Annotated in this window: 18 protein-coding genes; 10 read left to right on the plus strand and 8 right to left on the minus strand. The window is 51.8% G+C overall.

The genetic code is table 11. The features are described 5' to 3' along the window. Nucleotides 1–42 precede the first annotated feature (42 nt). Nucleotides 43–1,317 carry a S41 family peptidase gene (locus tag Q8K39_RS15740; RefSeq protein ID WP_305261628.1) on the plus strand — a complete coding sequence of 425 codons (1,275 nt, stop codon included), beginning with the start codon at nt 43–45 and terminating at the stop codon, nt 1,315–1,317. A gap of 161 nt (nt 1,318–1,478) precedes the next feature. Here Q8K39_RS15740 and Q8K39_RS15745 read toward each other — a convergent pair whose 3' ends face one another. After that, complete coding sequence (locus tag Q8K39_RS15745) at nt 1,479–2,288, minus strand: ABC transporter substrate-binding protein (RefSeq protein ID WP_305261629.1); 810 nt, start codon at nt 2,286–2,288, stop codon at nt 1,479–1,481. Here Q8K39_RS15745 and Q8K39_RS15750 point away from each other — a divergent pair. Together Q8K39_RS15750 and Q8K39_RS15755 are read left to right on the plus strand one after the other, a co-directional pair. Next, nucleotides 2,252–2,569, plus strand: coding sequence for a hypothetical protein (locus Q8K39_RS15750; RefSeq protein ID WP_305261632.1), 318 nt, complete (start codon nt 2,252–2,254; stop codon nt 2,567–2,569). The two genes, Q8K39_RS15745 and Q8K39_RS15750, sit on opposite strands and share 37 nt — an antisense overlap. Further along, nucleotides 2,566–3,171, plus strand: a complete 606-nt coding sequence (locus Q8K39_RS15755) for a DUF938 domain-containing protein (protein WP_305261634.1) — start codon at nt 2,566–2,568, stop codon at nt 3,169–3,171. The genes Q8K39_RS15750 and Q8K39_RS15755 overlap by 4 nt, the downstream gene beginning before the upstream one ends. Nucleotides 3,172–3,272: 101 nt before the next feature. Here the strand turns inward: Q8K39_RS15755 and Q8K39_RS15760 are convergent, their stop codons facing one another. Continuing rightward, nucleotides 3,273–3,938: a hypothetical protein gene (locus Q8K39_RS15760; protein ID WP_305261636.1), complete on the minus strand. Its 666-nt coding sequence runs from the start codon at nt 3,936–3,938 to the stop codon at nt 3,273–3,275. Between the two features lie 225 nt (nt 3,939–4,163). On the opposite strand from Q8K39_RS15760, the gene Q8K39_RS15765 reads away from it, so the two are divergent. From Q8K39_RS15765 to Q8K39_RS15790, 6 genes are all read left to right on the plus strand, one after another. Continuing rightward, on the plus strand, nt 4,164–5,090 hold the full coding sequence (locus tag Q8K39_RS15765) for an ADP-ribosylglycohydrolase family protein (protein WP_305261637.1): 927 nt from the start codon (nt 4,164–4,166) through the stop codon (nt 5,088–5,090). Between the two features lie 4 nt (nt 5,091–5,094). Continuing rightward, complete coding sequence (locus tag Q8K39_RS15770; RefSeq protein ID WP_186953384.1) at nt 5,095–5,550, plus strand: macro domain-containing protein; 456 nt, start codon at nt 5,095–5,097, stop codon at nt 5,548–5,550. Between the two features lie 64 nt (nt 5,551–5,614). Beyond that, nucleotides 5,615–6,517 carry an ADP-ribosylglycohydrolase family protein gene (locus tag Q8K39_RS15775; protein ID WP_305261641.1) on the plus strand — a complete coding sequence of 301 codons (903 nt, stop codon included), beginning with the start codon at nt 5,615–5,617 and terminating at the stop codon, nt 6,515–6,517. Nucleotides 6,518–6,768: 251 nt separating this feature from the next. After that, the gene (fumC, locus tag Q8K39_RS15780; protein WP_305261643.1) at nt 6,769–8,166 is read left to right on the plus strand and encodes a class II fumarate hydratase; all 1,398 of its coding nucleotides are present in this window, start codon (nt 6,769–6,771) and stop codon (nt 8,164–8,166) included. A gap of 95 nt (nt 8,167–8,261) precedes the next feature. Continuing rightward, complete coding sequence (locus tag Q8K39_RS15785) at nt 8,262–8,561, plus strand: putative quinol monooxygenase (protein ID WP_305261644.1); 300 nt, start codon at nt 8,262–8,264, stop codon at nt 8,559–8,561. 88 nt (nt 8,562–8,649) lie between these two features. Further along, nucleotides 8,650–9,900, plus strand: a complete 1,251-nt coding sequence (locus Q8K39_RS15790) for an ectonucleotide pyrophosphatase/phosphodiesterase (protein ID WP_305261646.1) — start codon at nt 8,650–8,652, stop codon at nt 9,898–9,900. An 84-nt stretch (nt 9,901–9,984) separates the two neighbouring features. Here the strand turns inward: Q8K39_RS15790 and Q8K39_RS15795 are convergent, their stop codons facing one another. After that, nucleotides 9,985–10,482: a GNAT family N-acetyltransferase gene (locus Q8K39_RS15795; protein WP_305261648.1), complete on the minus strand. Its 498-nt coding sequence runs from the start codon at nt 10,480–10,482 to the stop codon at nt 9,985–9,987. A gap of 90 nt (nt 10,483–10,572) precedes the next feature. Here Q8K39_RS15795 and Q8K39_RS15800 point away from each other — a divergent pair, with 90 nt between their 5' ends. Beyond that, nucleotides 10,573–11,499 carry a LysR family transcriptional regulator gene (locus tag Q8K39_RS15800; RefSeq protein WP_305261736.1) on the plus strand — a complete coding sequence of 309 codons (927 nt, stop codon included), beginning with the start codon at nt 10,573–10,575 and terminating at the stop codon, nt 11,497–11,499. A gap of 264 nt (nt 11,500–11,763) precedes the next feature. Here Q8K39_RS15800 and Q8K39_RS15805 read toward each other — a convergent pair whose 3' ends face one another. From Q8K39_RS15805 to Q8K39_RS15825, 5 genes are all read right to left on the minus strand, one after another. Beyond that, nucleotides 11,764–12,333 (minus strand): DUF5071 domain-containing protein, encoded by a 570-nt coding sequence (locus Q8K39_RS15805; protein WP_305261650.1) that lies wholly within the window; start codon nt 12,331–12,333, stop codon nt 11,764–11,766. A gap of 98 nt (nt 12,334–12,431) precedes the next feature. Further along, nucleotides 12,432–13,064, minus strand: coding sequence for a gamma subclass chorismate mutase AroQ (aroQ, locus tag Q8K39_RS15810; RefSeq protein ID WP_305261652.1), 633 nt, complete (start codon nt 13,062–13,064; stop codon nt 12,432–12,434). Nucleotides 13,065–13,242: 178 nt separating this feature from the next. Continuing rightward, nucleotides 13,243–13,755, minus strand: coding sequence for a ClbS/DfsB family four-helix bundle protein (locus tag Q8K39_RS15815; protein WP_305261653.1), 513 nt, complete (start codon nt 13,753–13,755; stop codon nt 13,243–13,245). Between the two features lie 146 nt (nt 13,756–13,901). After that, a complete protein-coding gene (locus tag Q8K39_RS15820) occupies nt 13,902–14,495 on the minus strand; it encodes a DUF2812 domain-containing protein (protein WP_305261655.1) in 594 nt (197 codons plus the stop codon). Continuing rightward, nucleotides 14,492–14,833, minus strand: a complete 342-nt coding sequence (locus Q8K39_RS15825; RefSeq protein WP_186953394.1) for a PadR family transcriptional regulator — start codon at nt 14,831–14,833, stop codon at nt 14,492–14,494. Before Q8K39_RS15825 ends, Q8K39_RS15820 begins: the two co-directional genes overlap by 4 nt. Nucleotides 14,834–15,002: the final 169 nt, after the last annotated feature.

The following is a 15,002-nucleotide window of genomic DNA, read 5'->3' on the forward strand; positions in this document are numbered from 1 at the left end:
CGGTTAGAATTCTGCCTTCACTTCATTAATATATTAAGTTTCATGCGCCCATTTCCACGTCTATTGTCCGTCCTGGCTGTTGCCAGTGTGCTTGGCATGAGCACGCCTGCTTTTGCCGACGCCCCAGCACCCGCGCCCGCCAGTTTCAGCCAGGATTTTGAAATCTTTTGGCAGTACGTCGATGAAAACTATGCCTATTTTGACGCCAGGAAAACCGACTGGAAAGCCGTGCATGAAAAATATGGCAAGCAAGTCAAATCCATCACCAGCAAGCGGGATTTTGTCGCCATGATGGAAGCGGCGGTGGCTGAGTTATACGATTCCCACGCGCACCTGGCCACCAGCCTGCCAGCCACGCCGCGCCTGGTGCCGACTGGCACAGACCTGTGGGCAGAATGGCAGGGCAAGGATGCCGTCATCACCGATGTCAGGGCAAATTCGGCAGCAGAGCGTGCGGGCGTGCGGGTGGGTATGAAAGTGCTGGAAGTGCACGGGCAGCCGGTGGCACAAGCCGTCACCCAATTTGGCCCGTCCAGTCTGGCAACTGCCGACCCGGTAGCGCGTGACTGGGCCTTGCGCGTAGCACTCGCAGGTCCGCGTAACCAGGCTGTGAAAATCAAGGTTGCCAGCGCGCAGGGGCAGGTACAGGAAATGACATTCACCCCAGGCGTAGAACGCCCGGCTACAACATTATCGAGCCGCAGCCTGGGTGAGATAGGCTATATCCGCATCAATAACAGTCTTGGCGATAGCGCCCTGATTGCCGCCTTTGATGAAGCAATGGACAAGCTGGAAAACAGCAAGGCACTGATACTGGATTTGCGCGACACGCCCAGTGGTGGCAACACCACAGTCGCACGTGGCATGATGGGCCGCCTGATCAGCCAGGACCAGGCTTATCAAAAGCATGAGCTGGTGGCAGAGATGCGCGAATCAGGCATCAGGCGTAGCTGGGCTGAATACGTCAGCCCGCGTGGCAAATTCATCTACAAACAACCTGTTGTCGTACTGGCAGGTCACTGGACTGGCAGCATGGGTGAGGGCATGACCATCGCTCTGGATGGCATGCAAAGAGCCAAAATTGTCGGCACCCGCATGGCCGGATTGCTGGGGGCCTTGGGTGAAGTGAAGTTGCCACACGCGGGTTTCATCGTCCGCATCCCGAATGAAAAATTATTCCATCTGAACGGAACACCGCGTGAGAACTTTGTCCCCGGTATAGTCGTGGACCCCGGCAAGCAAGAGCCTGGCAATGATGCGGCTCTGGATGTCGCTGTTGATTTACTGCACAAGCAATTGGCAGTAAAGAAAAAATAGGCGCGTTCGATATGCAATATACACATCAGTGAGCAGAAAAAGAATGTGGCAGGCATCTGCTTGTCTTATTCTTTGTTACACCATTACTGGCTATCTTGTTCTGGTGACTAATCAACAATTAACGATAGCTGTGCGAGCTTGGTTCGCGTAGCGAGAAAATTTCAGGGCAGCATATTGTGCGCCTCACGCGCCCCTACATATTTGCGGTAGATTTTGAGTAGAGTGCCGTCCAACTGTATTGCCTTGATCAGCATGCCCCATTCATGCGCTTCGGCCTCGCTGAAGCGCGCCTTGCTGATCCCGAAATTTCCCAGGACTTGCAAATTACCCTTGTCCCAATCCACCATGCGTACAGAGTTAGGATTGACTTTGGCATTAATGTAAAACTGAAAGACTCCAGGATATGAGGTGACAGCGGCAACTTCGCCCTGTATCAACGCATTGATCAGATGCGCCTCATCCGGATACACCCTGACCCTGTCTTCCTGCATCCAGGCCGCGATGAGTGGGTCATAAAAGGCGCTGTGCGCGAAACCTCTGATGACACCAAATTTAAGCGAACTGGCTTTCTGGAATTGTGCCAGGGTATGCAGAGTGCTTGGTGCAGATGGACCCAGCAAAATGATATGGTGGGCACGTACGTAAGGAAATAACCAGAGAAATTCTTCGCGCTCAGGTGTGCTGAGAGTTGCCGTCATCATGTCGATGCGACCAGCTTTTATTTCTATCCAGGTTCGGGCGCGTGGCTGCACTTTGGCATCGAAAGCACAACCGCTGCGTTTGCTGAGTTCATCGACCAGATCCCGGTCTATACCATTGCCGGCAGCTTTGCCTCGCTCGGATTTGAAGTAAATGCCCAGCTCAAGAAGATCCAGCTTGATTGGTTGCGACGGGCACTTGGGGGCTGCCGACGCTATATTATATGCAAAACAAAATGGCAGCAGGCAAGCAGGGAAGTAGCGATTCAACATTTTTCACCATCAGAAATACCTGTCAGCACTGGCAGCAAAATGAATTGCGGGTCTGTCACAGTGTATTTTTAGCATACCACTTGCGTGTGAAGCTCAAGCTTTTGAAATGTCAAGATTTGAAAAAAATGGCTGAGAAAAATACACTTTCATGCATTTGCTGGGATGGCGGCTGCTTGACATTGTCTAAAAATATCCTGGAACGTGCATCAATGACACACCATATGCTGCTAGGATTGCAACAAGCTGTCGCAACAAACCACCGCCACATGAAAGTAGAATGATGAGTAAATTGTTTTCCGCCGCCTGCGAAAGAAACAGCACACCAATCCTGCAAACAATAGAGCCTCTCCTGGTTGATTGTCACAGTCTGCTTGAGATAGGTAGCGGCACCGGTCAGCATGCTGTGAGCTTCGCCAGGCAACTGACCCATCTGCAATGGCAGACCAGCGACAGGCAGGAATATCATCCCAGCATCATTGCCTGGATGGCAGAGGCCGCACTGCCCAATCTCTTGCCACCATTTGAATTGAATATCGGGATCAGCTCCTGGCCGCAAGCGCAGTTTGATGCTGTGTACACCGCCAATACCTGCCACATCATGGCGTGGCAGGAAGTAGAGCTCATGTTTGCCGGTGTCGCAGCCTTGCTGAGTAACAGAGGCTTGTTTCTCATTTATGGCCCCTTCAATTACGCTGGTGAATTTACCAGTGCCAGCAACCAACACTTCGACGCGTCACTCAAACAACAAGCCGCACATATGGGCATACGCGATATAGAAAACATTCTGATCCTGGCAAGCCAGCATGGCATGCACTTGCAGGATGATATCGCCATGCCAGCCAATAACCGCTTGCTGGTGTTGAGCAAGGGTGGACAGGAATAGAGAATTTTTTTGCGCGAGCCTAACCCTGAAAGTTTTTGAATAGGGCGTAGAGGAGGGGCTGGCGGTCTGGGATTCATTTTGTAACCGTGTCCCGCACAATCTTAATGCATCTGTGCTTGATTTTCGAGAGCACTTAGCGCCAGTTGATATTTGGCCTGGCTTATCAATTCATCTGAGGGTAATCCGTCACCACGCATTTCAAACATGGCTTTCAGGTTGCCAATCAAAGCTGCGATAGTATAGATGGGCCCCGATGGAATACTCCACCAGCCAGCAAAAAAACTGACTAACATGCCTTGGCGATTTTCTTTCCTGCCACACTGGACACAGCATAAGCGCGTCCTGGTATTGTATGTGCTCTTGATGATGTACGAAATCGCAGTGTACGAATAGCGCATCTCGACGGGGCTGGCCATGCTGCTGCACATGGGGCATGCGCCAGAACGAATTTTTCCAGCGCCTTGCAATATCATTGCTTCGGTAAGATCAACCGCAGCCTCGCTGACCCTGGCACGGTGCAGGCAGTTCTTCGAGCAAAACCGCTGGCCTTCGTTCAGCACTGGATGATGGCGGGCAGAGTTGCCGCAAAAATCGCACTCTATCGTCCTGCGCGCTAGCCGATATTGCGCCTTGTGGACTTTCTTGCTGATGCTGTCTATCTCGGTCACGGACATGCCGCGCGCCGTCAAAATATCGCGGATCGCATCGCTGGCATTGTCGGCCAGGTCTTCACTCGATAGCTTGACGAGTAAATGCTCGCTGTCCATCTCTGAAAACTGCTTGATAAAATTTTTTTTTGGGTACATATGAGAAAAGTAAATACAGCGATGGCCGAGTTTTCTGAATTATAAATGCCTTCGGGTCATTAAATTGCATTGAATGTTTTTTGCAAATTAAAACTAAGATAGTTGCAAATTTAAACTAAGATGGTTATTCTCTAAGTATTACAGAAAAATGACTGACCATATTGGTCGCTAAGGAAGGAAAAAGACATGCAAATCTCATTGCGGAAACGCTATCTTGGCGCATTGGCAGGCCTGGCCTGTGGTGATGCTGTCGGTACGACTGTGGAATTTTCTGCGCGTGGTAGTTTCACGCCTGTCACCGACATGGTGGGTCGCGGGCCGTTTGGATTAATGCCTGGAGAATGGACGGACGACACTTCCATGGCCCTGTGTCTGGCAGAGAGTCTGCTCACTAAAGATGGCTTCGATGCCAAAGACCAGATGGGGCGTTATCTCAACTGGTGGAAATGGGGCTATCTGAGCTCTACCGGTCTGTGTTTTGACATAGGCAATACTGTACGTGCAGCCTTGTCGCGCTATGCCAGCAGTGGCGAGCCGTATTGCGGCCTGGATGATCCCCATACCGCAGGCAATGGCTCGCTCATGCGCCTGGCACCAGTGGCCATGTTTGGCTATCCTGATGTTGCTGCCGCCGTTCACTACGCCGCAGAAAGTTCACGTACCACCCATGCCGCGCCCGAAGCAATGCAATGCTGCCAGTTATTGTCGGCGTTGTTGTGCCGCCTGTTTGCCGGTTGCAGCAAGGCAGACTTGTTTGTTGATGTGCCATTTACACCAACTGGACCCAAGGTGCTGGCCATCAGCCAGGCCGGCTTCATCACCAAAAGCAGGGATGAGATACGCGGCAGCGGCTATTCAGTGGAATCGCTGGAAGCTTCATTATGGTGCTTCATGCATACAGATAACTTCAAGGACGCCATCCTCACTGCCACCAACCTGGGCGATGATGCTGATACCACGGCCGCCATCACCGGCCAGCTTGCCGGTGCTTACTACGGCGTGGAAGGCATACCTCCCGAGTGGCTGGAACGGCTTGCCATGCGCGAAGATATTTTACGCATAGCAGAAGACTTGTATACGCGCTTTGGTAGCAGGCAATTGACAGAGAGTTGAGACAATGAAAGAGATAACAGGGGATTTACTGGCACTGGCCTTGCAAGGTCAGTTCGATGTCATCGTCCACGGCTGCAATTGCTTTTGCACCATGGGTGCTGGCATCGCCAAGACCATCAAAAAGCAATTTCCAGAAGCTTATGCAGCCGACCAGGAAACCCTGCCTGCAGATCATGCCAAGCTGGGCAGTTACAGCTACGCCAGCATAGTCAGAGGCGACACACGCTTTGTCATCGTCAATGCCTATACCCAGTATGACTGGCGTGGCAAAGGTGTCAAGGCAGAGTATGCAGCTATTCGTACTGTGTTTGCCCGCCTGCGGCAGGAATTTTCTGGCCTGCGAATCGCTTATCCCTTGATAGGAGCAGGGCTGGCCAGAGGTGACTGGAATCAGATTGCCGCTATCATCGAAGAAGAGCTGGCGGGTACGGATCATATGCTGGTGCGGTTTGGTGCGTGAATAAGGGAACTGGACATTTACTGATGATAAAAAACCAACAAAAATAGAACGCATCGAAGGTGCATTGATAGGCTTGCTGATTGGTGATGCGCTTGGTGTCCCCTACGAGTTTCGTGATGCATCAGCAATTCCTGCAGCGGAGCTGATAGAGTTCCAGCCGCCTTCTGGGTTTGACCGTTCACATCGACTTGTACCACCCGGAACATGGTCGGATGATGGCGCACAAGCACTTTGCCTGCTTGCCTCGTTACTGGAATGTGGGCAATTTGATGCAGATGACTTAGGTCGCAAGCTAGTTCTCTGGTATGACCAGGGCTATATGGCGGTTGATGGAATTGTCTTTGATATAGGTATCACGACAGGCAAAGCAATTCGTGCGCTGCGACAGAATTCCCCTGCGCTGGAAGCAGGTGCGCGCGGTGATCATGATAATGGCAATGGTTCATTGATGCGCGTATTGCCACTGGTTTTATTTCATCGTGGCTCAGATTCTGATTTGGTCAGCATCGCACAATTGCAATCGCAACTTACCCATGCGCATCTGCGTTCACAAGTTTGTTGTGCACTCTATTGCCTTTGGGCACGCAGAGTATTGAATGATGTTGTTGATCCTTGGAATGAGGCTGCGCGAGTACTGCGGACGATTTATACCAATAAGCCCCAGGAGCTTGAGGAGCTGGAATGGTCGATACGGCCGGATGATGAGCCAATAGGTTATGGTTCCGGCTACGTGGTCGATAGCTTGCGCTCTGCCCGTATGGTGCTGCAAGCCGGAAACTACGAAGCAGCAGTTCGTGCTGCAATTCGCCTGGGCAATGATACCGATACGACAGCTTGTATTGCTGGTGGCATAGCTGGCATCCGCGACGGCATAGGGGGCATTCCATCGCGTTGGAAAGAGCAACTTCGTGGACAGGCAATCCTGCGGCCATTGTTGAAGCAATTGTTGACGCTACATCAGGCATAAATGCGTAACTTGGCTGGAGGAGCAACTTCAACCCCGAATTGGTGGCGGCATGAATATGCGAAAATTTGAGTTTTGTATCGTCTGTTCTTGGCTATATCTGCTCCGCCGCTGATTGTATTGATGACGAACACTGCAAGCAAAAAAATATCAGACCGCGATCAGGCAGACTATTGCAATCACCGCTAGAATGAGAGCATTCTTTCAAGATTTTTTATCATGAAGTTCCACTCTCATCCCAGGAGTTGTTGCAAATGAAAACCAAGTATTCCGGCGCGCAGCGCAATGAGCGCGATACTTTTGGCGAAATTGCCGTCCCCGCAGATGCATTATGGGGCGCGCAGACCCAGCGTTCCTTGCATCACTTTGCCATTTCCACAGAAACCATGCCACCAGAACTGGTATTGGCACTGGCCCGCGTCAAACGCAGTTGCGCGCAGGTGAATAGTGATCTGGGCCTGCTGGATGGCAAAGTGGCAGGGGCGATAGCCCAGGCGGTGGAGGAAGTGTTGGCAGGTACACATGCTGCTGAATTCCCGCTATCGGTCTGGCAAACTGGCTCTGGCACGCAAAGCAATATGAACATGAATGAAGTGCTGGCCAACCGCGCTTCTGAATTTTTAGGTGGCACACGCGGCATGAGCCGGGTAGTGCATCCGAATGACCATGTGAATATGGGCCAGTCATCGAATGATGTCTTCCCCACAGCCATGCATGTCGCTGCTGCTGCGGCTGTCATAGAACAAGTTTTGCCATCTTTGAAAAAACTGCGCACTAGTCTCGATATCAAAGCTAAGGAGTTTGCCGATATCATCAAGATAGGCCGTACCCATTTGCAAGATGCCACACCACTGACCCTGGGCCAGGAAATTTCAGGCTGGGTGGCACAACTCGATTATGCCGACAAAGCACTGCGCCACACCCTGCCAGCCTTGCAGGAACTGGCGATAGGTGGCACGGCAGTTGGTACTGGTCTCAATACCCATGCAGATTTTGGTGAGCTGGTTGCCGCTAGTCTGACACTGGATACTGGTGTCGCCTTTAGCGCGGCCCCGAATCGTTTTGCGGCACTGGCTGGCCATGATGCCATGGTCAGCAGCCATGGCGCACTTAAGACCCTGGCCACTGCCCTGATGAAAATCGCCAACGACATACGCTGGCTGGCATCCGGCCCGCGTTCGGGCCTGGGCGAATTGCAGATACCAGAAAATGAGCCTGGTTCCTCCATCATGCCTGGCAAGGTCAATCCTACCCAGTGCGAAGCCGTAACCATGCTATGTTGCCAGGTGATGGGCAATGATGTGGCACTCAGCATAGGCGGCGCGTCCGGCAATTTTGAATTGAATGTCTTCAAACCCCTGATCGTCCACAACTTCCTGCAAAGCTGCCGCCTGCTGGCGGATGGCATGGCCAGCCTGGACGAGCATTGCGTTCAGGGCATGCAAGCCAACCGGGCACGCATCAAGGAATTGCTAGCCAATTCCCTCATGCTTGTGACCGCACTCAACCCCTATATCGGTTATGACCGCGCCGCCGCGATTGCCAAGCAAGCGCACAGCAAGGGCACGACCCTGCGTGAAGCAGCGTTGGCCCTGGGTTATGTCACCGCAGAAGAGTTTGATGGCTGGGTCAGGCCTGAAGATATGGTTTGATTTGTTGTACTCCATAGCACAGGCAGAGTGCGCTTCGCGCACTCTGCGAATCGCTTGCGCAAGCTTGCATCTCAATATCACCTGGATTTATTTTTATGTCAGAAGCATTCATGATGGTCATCCTGATACAGACCAAACCTGGCCAAAGCAAGGAGCAAATCGCTGTATACACCAGGCTGGCGCCGCTGGTGCGAGCTGAAGCAGGCTGCCTGCAATACGATATGCATGCCGTTGACGATGATGAAGATAAATTTGTACTGGTAGAAAAATGGACATCCAAAGCTGCCCTAGCTGCACACGATGCCATGCCATATATGGTAGAGGCAGATGCACTCAGCCCCAGCTTTCGCACGGGGCCTGCCACGGTACTGTTTTTGGGGCCAGTGATCGCGTAATGGCATACACAGCCTTGTAATATGTTTGCGGTAGGCTGTGTTGTAAACTGCGATTAACGTACCAACCACGATTCAAACACAGCACACCATGAAAAAATTTTACCTGAAAGCGTTTGCGTATAGCCTGCTAGTCCTGGGCATGGCTGGTTGCGCCGGTCTACCTGAACAGCCAACGGTTGTTCCCAAAGCGAGTGGCAATTACCAGCCCACCATCCTGGTTTCCATTGATGGCTTCAAACCAGAATACCTGCAGCGTGGCGTGACTCCTACGCTCAACGCCTTGGCAACTGATGGTGTGCGTGCCGAGGCCATGCGTCCCTCCTATCCATCGATTACTTTTCCCAATCACTACACCCTGGTAACGGGTCTGCGGCCAGACCGGCATGGAATTGTTGGTAACACCATGGAAGATCAGCAAATTCCAGGTGTGCGGTTCAGGCTCGGTAACAAGGAAGCCGTGTTGGACAGGCGTTGGTGGGATCAGGCCGAGCCGGTCTGGGTGACCGCAGAAAAACATAAGGTCAACACAGCTATCATGTTCTGGCCGGGATCCGAAGCCGCCATCCATGGCGTGCGCCCCTCAGAATATCGCACCTTCGATGGCAAGCTGGCACCCGCAGTGCGGGTTGACACCATGCTTAGTTGGCTGGACAAGCCCGCTGGCGAGCGTCCACAATTCCTGACTGTGTATTTTGATCAGGTCGATCATGCAGGCCATGATTTTGGCCCGGATACCGCAGAGGTGACCGAAGCCGTGGCCAGTGCTGACGTTGCCATCGCCCGCCTGATGGATGGCTTGCGAGTACGTCAGATCAAGGCCAATGTTGTCATTGTCTCTGATCATGGCATGGCTGCGACCAGCTCTGAACGCAGCATACAACTGGACCAGATCGCCAATCCTGCCACGTACGAAGTTGTGACGTATGGCAGCTATGCAGGCATAGAACCTAAAGCCGGACAAGAAAAACTAGTAGCCACCGCGCTGCTGAAATCCCATGAACATATGCAATGCTGGAAAAAAGAAAACATACCAGCACGTTTGCAGTTTGGAAAAAATCCACGAGTGCCAAGCATCATATGCTCGGCTGATGTAGGCTGGCTGGTGATGCCAGATTCCAAGGCTGTCAGCAAGGCGAACAAGGGTTCGCATGGTTACGATAATCTCTCCAAAGAAATGCAGGCCCTGTTCATTGCTAATGGCCCGGCCTTCAAGAAAGCCTCGGTCTTGCCAGCCTTTGATAATGTTGATGTGTATCCGCTATTGATGAAATTGATAGGTGTACCAGCCCTGCCATCGGACGGCAAGATTGACGCTATTCAACCGGCTTTGGTGCAGTGATTCTTGATGTCTGACCTATTAAAGATCAGGCATTCTCGGTACAGGCAGGGTGCGCCACGCGCACCCTGCCAACTGAGCCAGATATCAAACCGCCTCAGTCACTGAGCCCGCAGCAAACGCCTGCAAACCTTCACCTGCCAGGCGGTAGCGTACCCATTCATCCTGCGGCCTGGCACCGATGGATAGATAAAACTGTATCGCCGGTTCATTCCAGTCCAGCACACTCCATTCCAGCCTGCCACAGCCACTTTTGACGGCGACCTGCGCCAGATGCCTTAACAAGGCTTTGCCCGCGCCGCTGCCACGGTGGCTGGGTGAGATATACAAGTCTTCCAGGTACATCCCCTTGCGACCCAGCCAGGTTGAATAACTGAGGAAGTAAATCGCATAGCCAACTGGCTGGCCATCGATGGCGCAGATCAGGCCGCGCGCCGGGCTGTCGGCGGTGAACAGGCTTTGCCTGACATCATCGACGCTGGCAATGACTTCATGCTCGGCTCGTTCATAGATTGCCAGCTCTGTGATATAGGCGTGAATCAGCGCTGCATCATCTGGCAGGGCGGGGCGGATGTCGATAGTCATGGAATTCCTTAAAAACACTTTACTTGCCACATCCTAACAAGCCTGCCTACAATGCGGCAAGTGCAATTACTTCACACTATCATGCAGCATATGCATCTTGATCTGCGCAGGCTTGATCTCAATCTCTTGTTGGTATTCAATGCCCTGTATCACCAGCGTTCAGTCACTGCTGCTGCACATGAACTGGCGCTAAGCCCGTCTGCCCTTAGCCACGCACTGGCAAGACTGCGCCAGGCACTGGGCGATGAATTGTTCGTGCGCTTGGACAACCAGATGCAGCCAACCTTGCGGGCAGAGCAAATTGCCAGCACAGTCAGCACGGCACTGGCGCAATTGTCTGCTGGGTTGAGTCTGAACCAGCGTTTCGATCCCGCAAGCAGTAAGCGCAATTTTGTCATCTCAGCCAGTGACTATACCGCCTTTGCCATTCTGCCGCGCCTCATCAGCAGGCTGCAACAAGTCTCACCACAAATCACCCTGCGCATTATCAACACCAGCCAAAAACTGGCACTCGATGAACTGGCGGCGGGTCATATCGACTTTGCCCTGGGCTACGATGAAGAACGCACGCCACTGCCTGCAGGCATGGAAGAATTTGACTGGCTGCAAGATGACTATGTCGCCATCGCCTGCCAGCACCATCCACAGATCAAGCGCAAGCTGACACTCAAGACTTATCTGCAAGCCCGCCATGTCGTCGTCACCCCCTGGAACGAGAGCCGTGGCGTCATCGACTATGTGCTTGATGGCATGTCCCTGCAAAGACAGGTGGCCGTACAATTACCCAATGTGCTGGTAGCACCCTTCATCATCGCCAGCAGCGAACTCATCATGACTCTGCCACGCCATGCTGCTACGACGCTGGCACAGGCGGCAGGTATAGCAATTTATCCTGCACCTTTTGCCATACCACCCTACACCCTGAAAGTGTATAGCCATAGCAAGTATGCGCGTAGCGATGCGCATTTGTGGTTGCGTAGATTGATGATGGAGGTGGCAGAAGATGCGAGTGCTTAGTGCCTCTGGATTGGCCGTGTGTAGGGTGCGTTACAACGCACCATTCAGACAGACATGGCTGAGTCTAGCCCAGCATAGTCGCGAGTGTGCCATGCTTTTAAAAGAGAAAAATCTCAATCCCATCGCTATACATGGACGTGCAGTTTTACCAGGGCGGAGGTATTTTTCGGGAGAAATTCAATCAATGCCGTTTCGCCATTTTACAAACCAGATTGCTGGCGCATGATAGATATGCTGGCAAGTAGGCTTTGCACCTATCAGCAGCTAATCCTTACTATGTTCACTTTCAGGAAAGAACTTGGTTCTCATTGCTTTCAGCCCAGGTAAATTTTCTTCAGTTCCGGCGATGCTACGATTGAGCATCCAGTCTGGAGGTGTCTTTGCTTTCAATTCATTGAGTTCAGGCAAACGATCTTCACATGTTTGAATACTGGTATTAAGTATGAGGCTTAATGTTTTTTGATCCCAAATTCCGGCAGAGGTTCCAATAGATATCACGTCTATCGCAATCCCAGGCACCTTCACCAGTTGATCCAATTCAGGCTTAAGCATATGTATTTGTTCTGGTGCCAGTCTTGCCACGACATAGTCAAGGACTCCACCTATCCATATGTAATCGTTCGAGCACAATATTTTCTTGAGATGCGGGATGAGTGGGTCTCCAACCGTGATCAGGAAGTCCGCAACTGGAATGGCGATGGGATAATTCATATCCTGCAGCCAAATAAACAGGCCTTCGAGTACGGGTTCTGCTGCCACTGGGCCGGCAACAATTACAGCCTGTAATCGTTCATGGTCGTGTCTGTTTCTCGGGCATAGATTTTCAGTAGTCATGGTAACGGCTTTCTTGAAACTTGCAATGTCTGGAGCTCGGTTTGGCATTCCTATATCTTCAAACTAGCGGGCGACTACGCAAAGTTGGTCGCCAAGCTTCACTTTTCTCGCCTAACCAACACCCCAAAAGCATGTTGCCAGGCCGTCGCGTACCCTGGTACTGTTTGCGACACTTCAGCTCGCACACTGGAATTCGTTGCGGCCAACTCAAGTTCCTGCTGACTATCTTTATTCTGCAACACAGGCTGGGCAGCAGCCAGTGCCGTCAGCAGCTCTATCGTAAGTCTATCCAGCGCTGGGCGTATTTGCGTTTTGAGATCAGGCGGATCACTAAACGGCGCTTGCGTCTTGCTCGTCCATTCCTTGAACAAGGCCGTCTGTATCATCTTGCCAGCGATAATCTGCGCAGCAAAAAAATCCTGAGCCAGTTTGGGCTCAAGACCATATTGTGGAGCCTGTTTCACAAGGGCATCCAGTATCTGTTGCTCGCGCACAGGATCATCAATGGCGGCTTTGGCATTCCACTTGTACATGGCCACATCTTGTGCCACATCCAGGCGTTGCTGCATCAGTCCAAGCAGGCGCAAGAGTCTTGAATCACTGGCATTTTGTGCTTTTGCCGGAGATGCCAGCATCAAGGCAGCACACAGACAAACAAAATAGATCAGCCATGGCGGTAAGGTTTTGCGGGCTAGGTGCAGAGGTGCCGGATTACATGAATTGGGGGGCATCTGTGTAGTGGCTCTATGAGTGAAGGGACATGTCGGCATTGTATTGTGCCATACGTTTTTGAGGCGAATAGGCAAATTTCTGATGGGTTTTGCGCAGCCGCGCCTTATTGGTTCAACTAAAAAAGTTGCTCCACGCCCGTATCGCCCATCGCCGTGTCAGCCTGCTGGAACCTGGCAATCACAAGACGCCGTTAGCCTTCTTCCATTTGCGCAAGCGCACTCGGGCATTTGCATAGGGAGACGAGGTATTGAACTGTATCATCCTGCCGTGGGTGTATTGTTCGTACCACGGCAAACCGTAAAGGGATGCATCGCTTTCACTTTCGACCAGGGCCAGGATCTGATCGTGCACCTTGGCAAACAGCCGCAGCAGTTCGGCGTAGTCCACTCCGGCATGGTCGGCATAGAATTTTTGCGCCAGGCGTCCCAGTTCGTTCCATTTAAATCCAGTTTCCGGAAAGTCCACTGGCATGCCGCATGGCCTGGCTTCGGACCACTTCAGCACAAGCAGGTTCCAGCCTATCAGGTAAGCCAGCAGATTGGCAACGCTCATATGCGTACCTTGTGCATGGCCTTCCAGCGTCATTTCGTTGGCACGCTCTGCCGGCACGCTGGCAAGGTCGGCAGCGAGCTTTTCATAGGTGGTGCTGATAGCGTCCAGTAATTCCCGTCGGTTTTTCGGTACGGCCATAGTCGAGTTATTCCCAAGTTGCTGCCAATTGGCAGCCTAAATCGTGCATTATCCTTGTCCTTGGCATCTTGAGGGAGCTAGTCCTGGAATGTGCCTGCCAGCTTCGCTACCAAGGAGGATACTGATAACGAAAGTGCTGCGTCCAGCTATTGACGCAACTCCCTGATACGCAAGTAAATACGTATCATGGAATACCCCAGGTAGATGGTGATGGGCATGGCTATCCCATAAACGATCATATATGCCAGCTTGCCATCACCCAAAGTATGCAAGCTGGATTGGGGGAGACTGAGATGAACTGTCAAAATGCAAAACCAAAATAGTAAACCCGGCAGGCGTCTCTTGTATTTCATTTGTTTCGATGCGTCGTCAGAATAAATTTCTGCTTTTCCTGCGTGGCGGGTATTCGTCACTGGCATGCGCCAGTAGTGCCAGCCATTTCCCTTGAGTACATGCTCCCAGCCCGTATCTATCAGCAACTGCTGATAGCTGTCATCTGGTTCGATGACATTGGCGACATTCCATTTTGCGTTCGGCACGTAGTCGAGGCGATAGGCAATTTGTGCAGGTGTGCCTTGAGCGAAGGTATAGACACCGAGGACATTGCGTGTCTTTAAATGCAAACCCTGGCTTGCCATTTGCTGCAACCAAAGCTGTTCTTGCTCATCCTCCCACGAGTGGAAACATTTGAATTTCTTGACCAATATCTCACTGACTTTTGTACCTGGATTTGCACTCACTTGGCCTCCTCCATTTTTAATTTTGGTAATGCCAATTTAGCGTTACGAAACATGATTTCCATGCGCCGTATATGTTCGGCGAGCACAAGTCTGCCTTTGTCGCTGAGTTCATAGTATTTGCGCCGCTCTTCTTCCTTGACCTTGGCGATCAAGCCCTGTTTTTCCAGCGTGGCAAATGCGCCATACAGAGTGCCAGGGCCGATGACGACATTGCCTTCGCTGATGTCTTCCACTTTTTGCATGATGGCATAACCATGCAAAGGCTCGGTCAGCACCACCAGCACATAGAAAGTGGCTTCTGAAAGAGGCAGATACTTTGAATAGTTGATGTCGCTCATTGATGCCCTGGGTTTGTTGGTGCTTATATCGAGAGATGATATATCTGTTGTCGATATAGTATCAAAGAACTTATGATGACAATGCAACATCTCAGATTAAAAAAGGCCGATTGAGATGTATCCTCAATCGGCCTTGCTCTGACAAGTTTGGCTCTGGCGAGCCCGGCTT

It is taken from the genome of Undibacterium sp. (genome assembly GCF_030683615.1).
In the GTDB taxonomy this organism is placed as follows: domain Bacteria; phylum Pseudomonadota; class Gammaproteobacteria; order Burkholderiales; family Burkholderiaceae_D; genus Undibacterium; species Undibacterium umbellatum.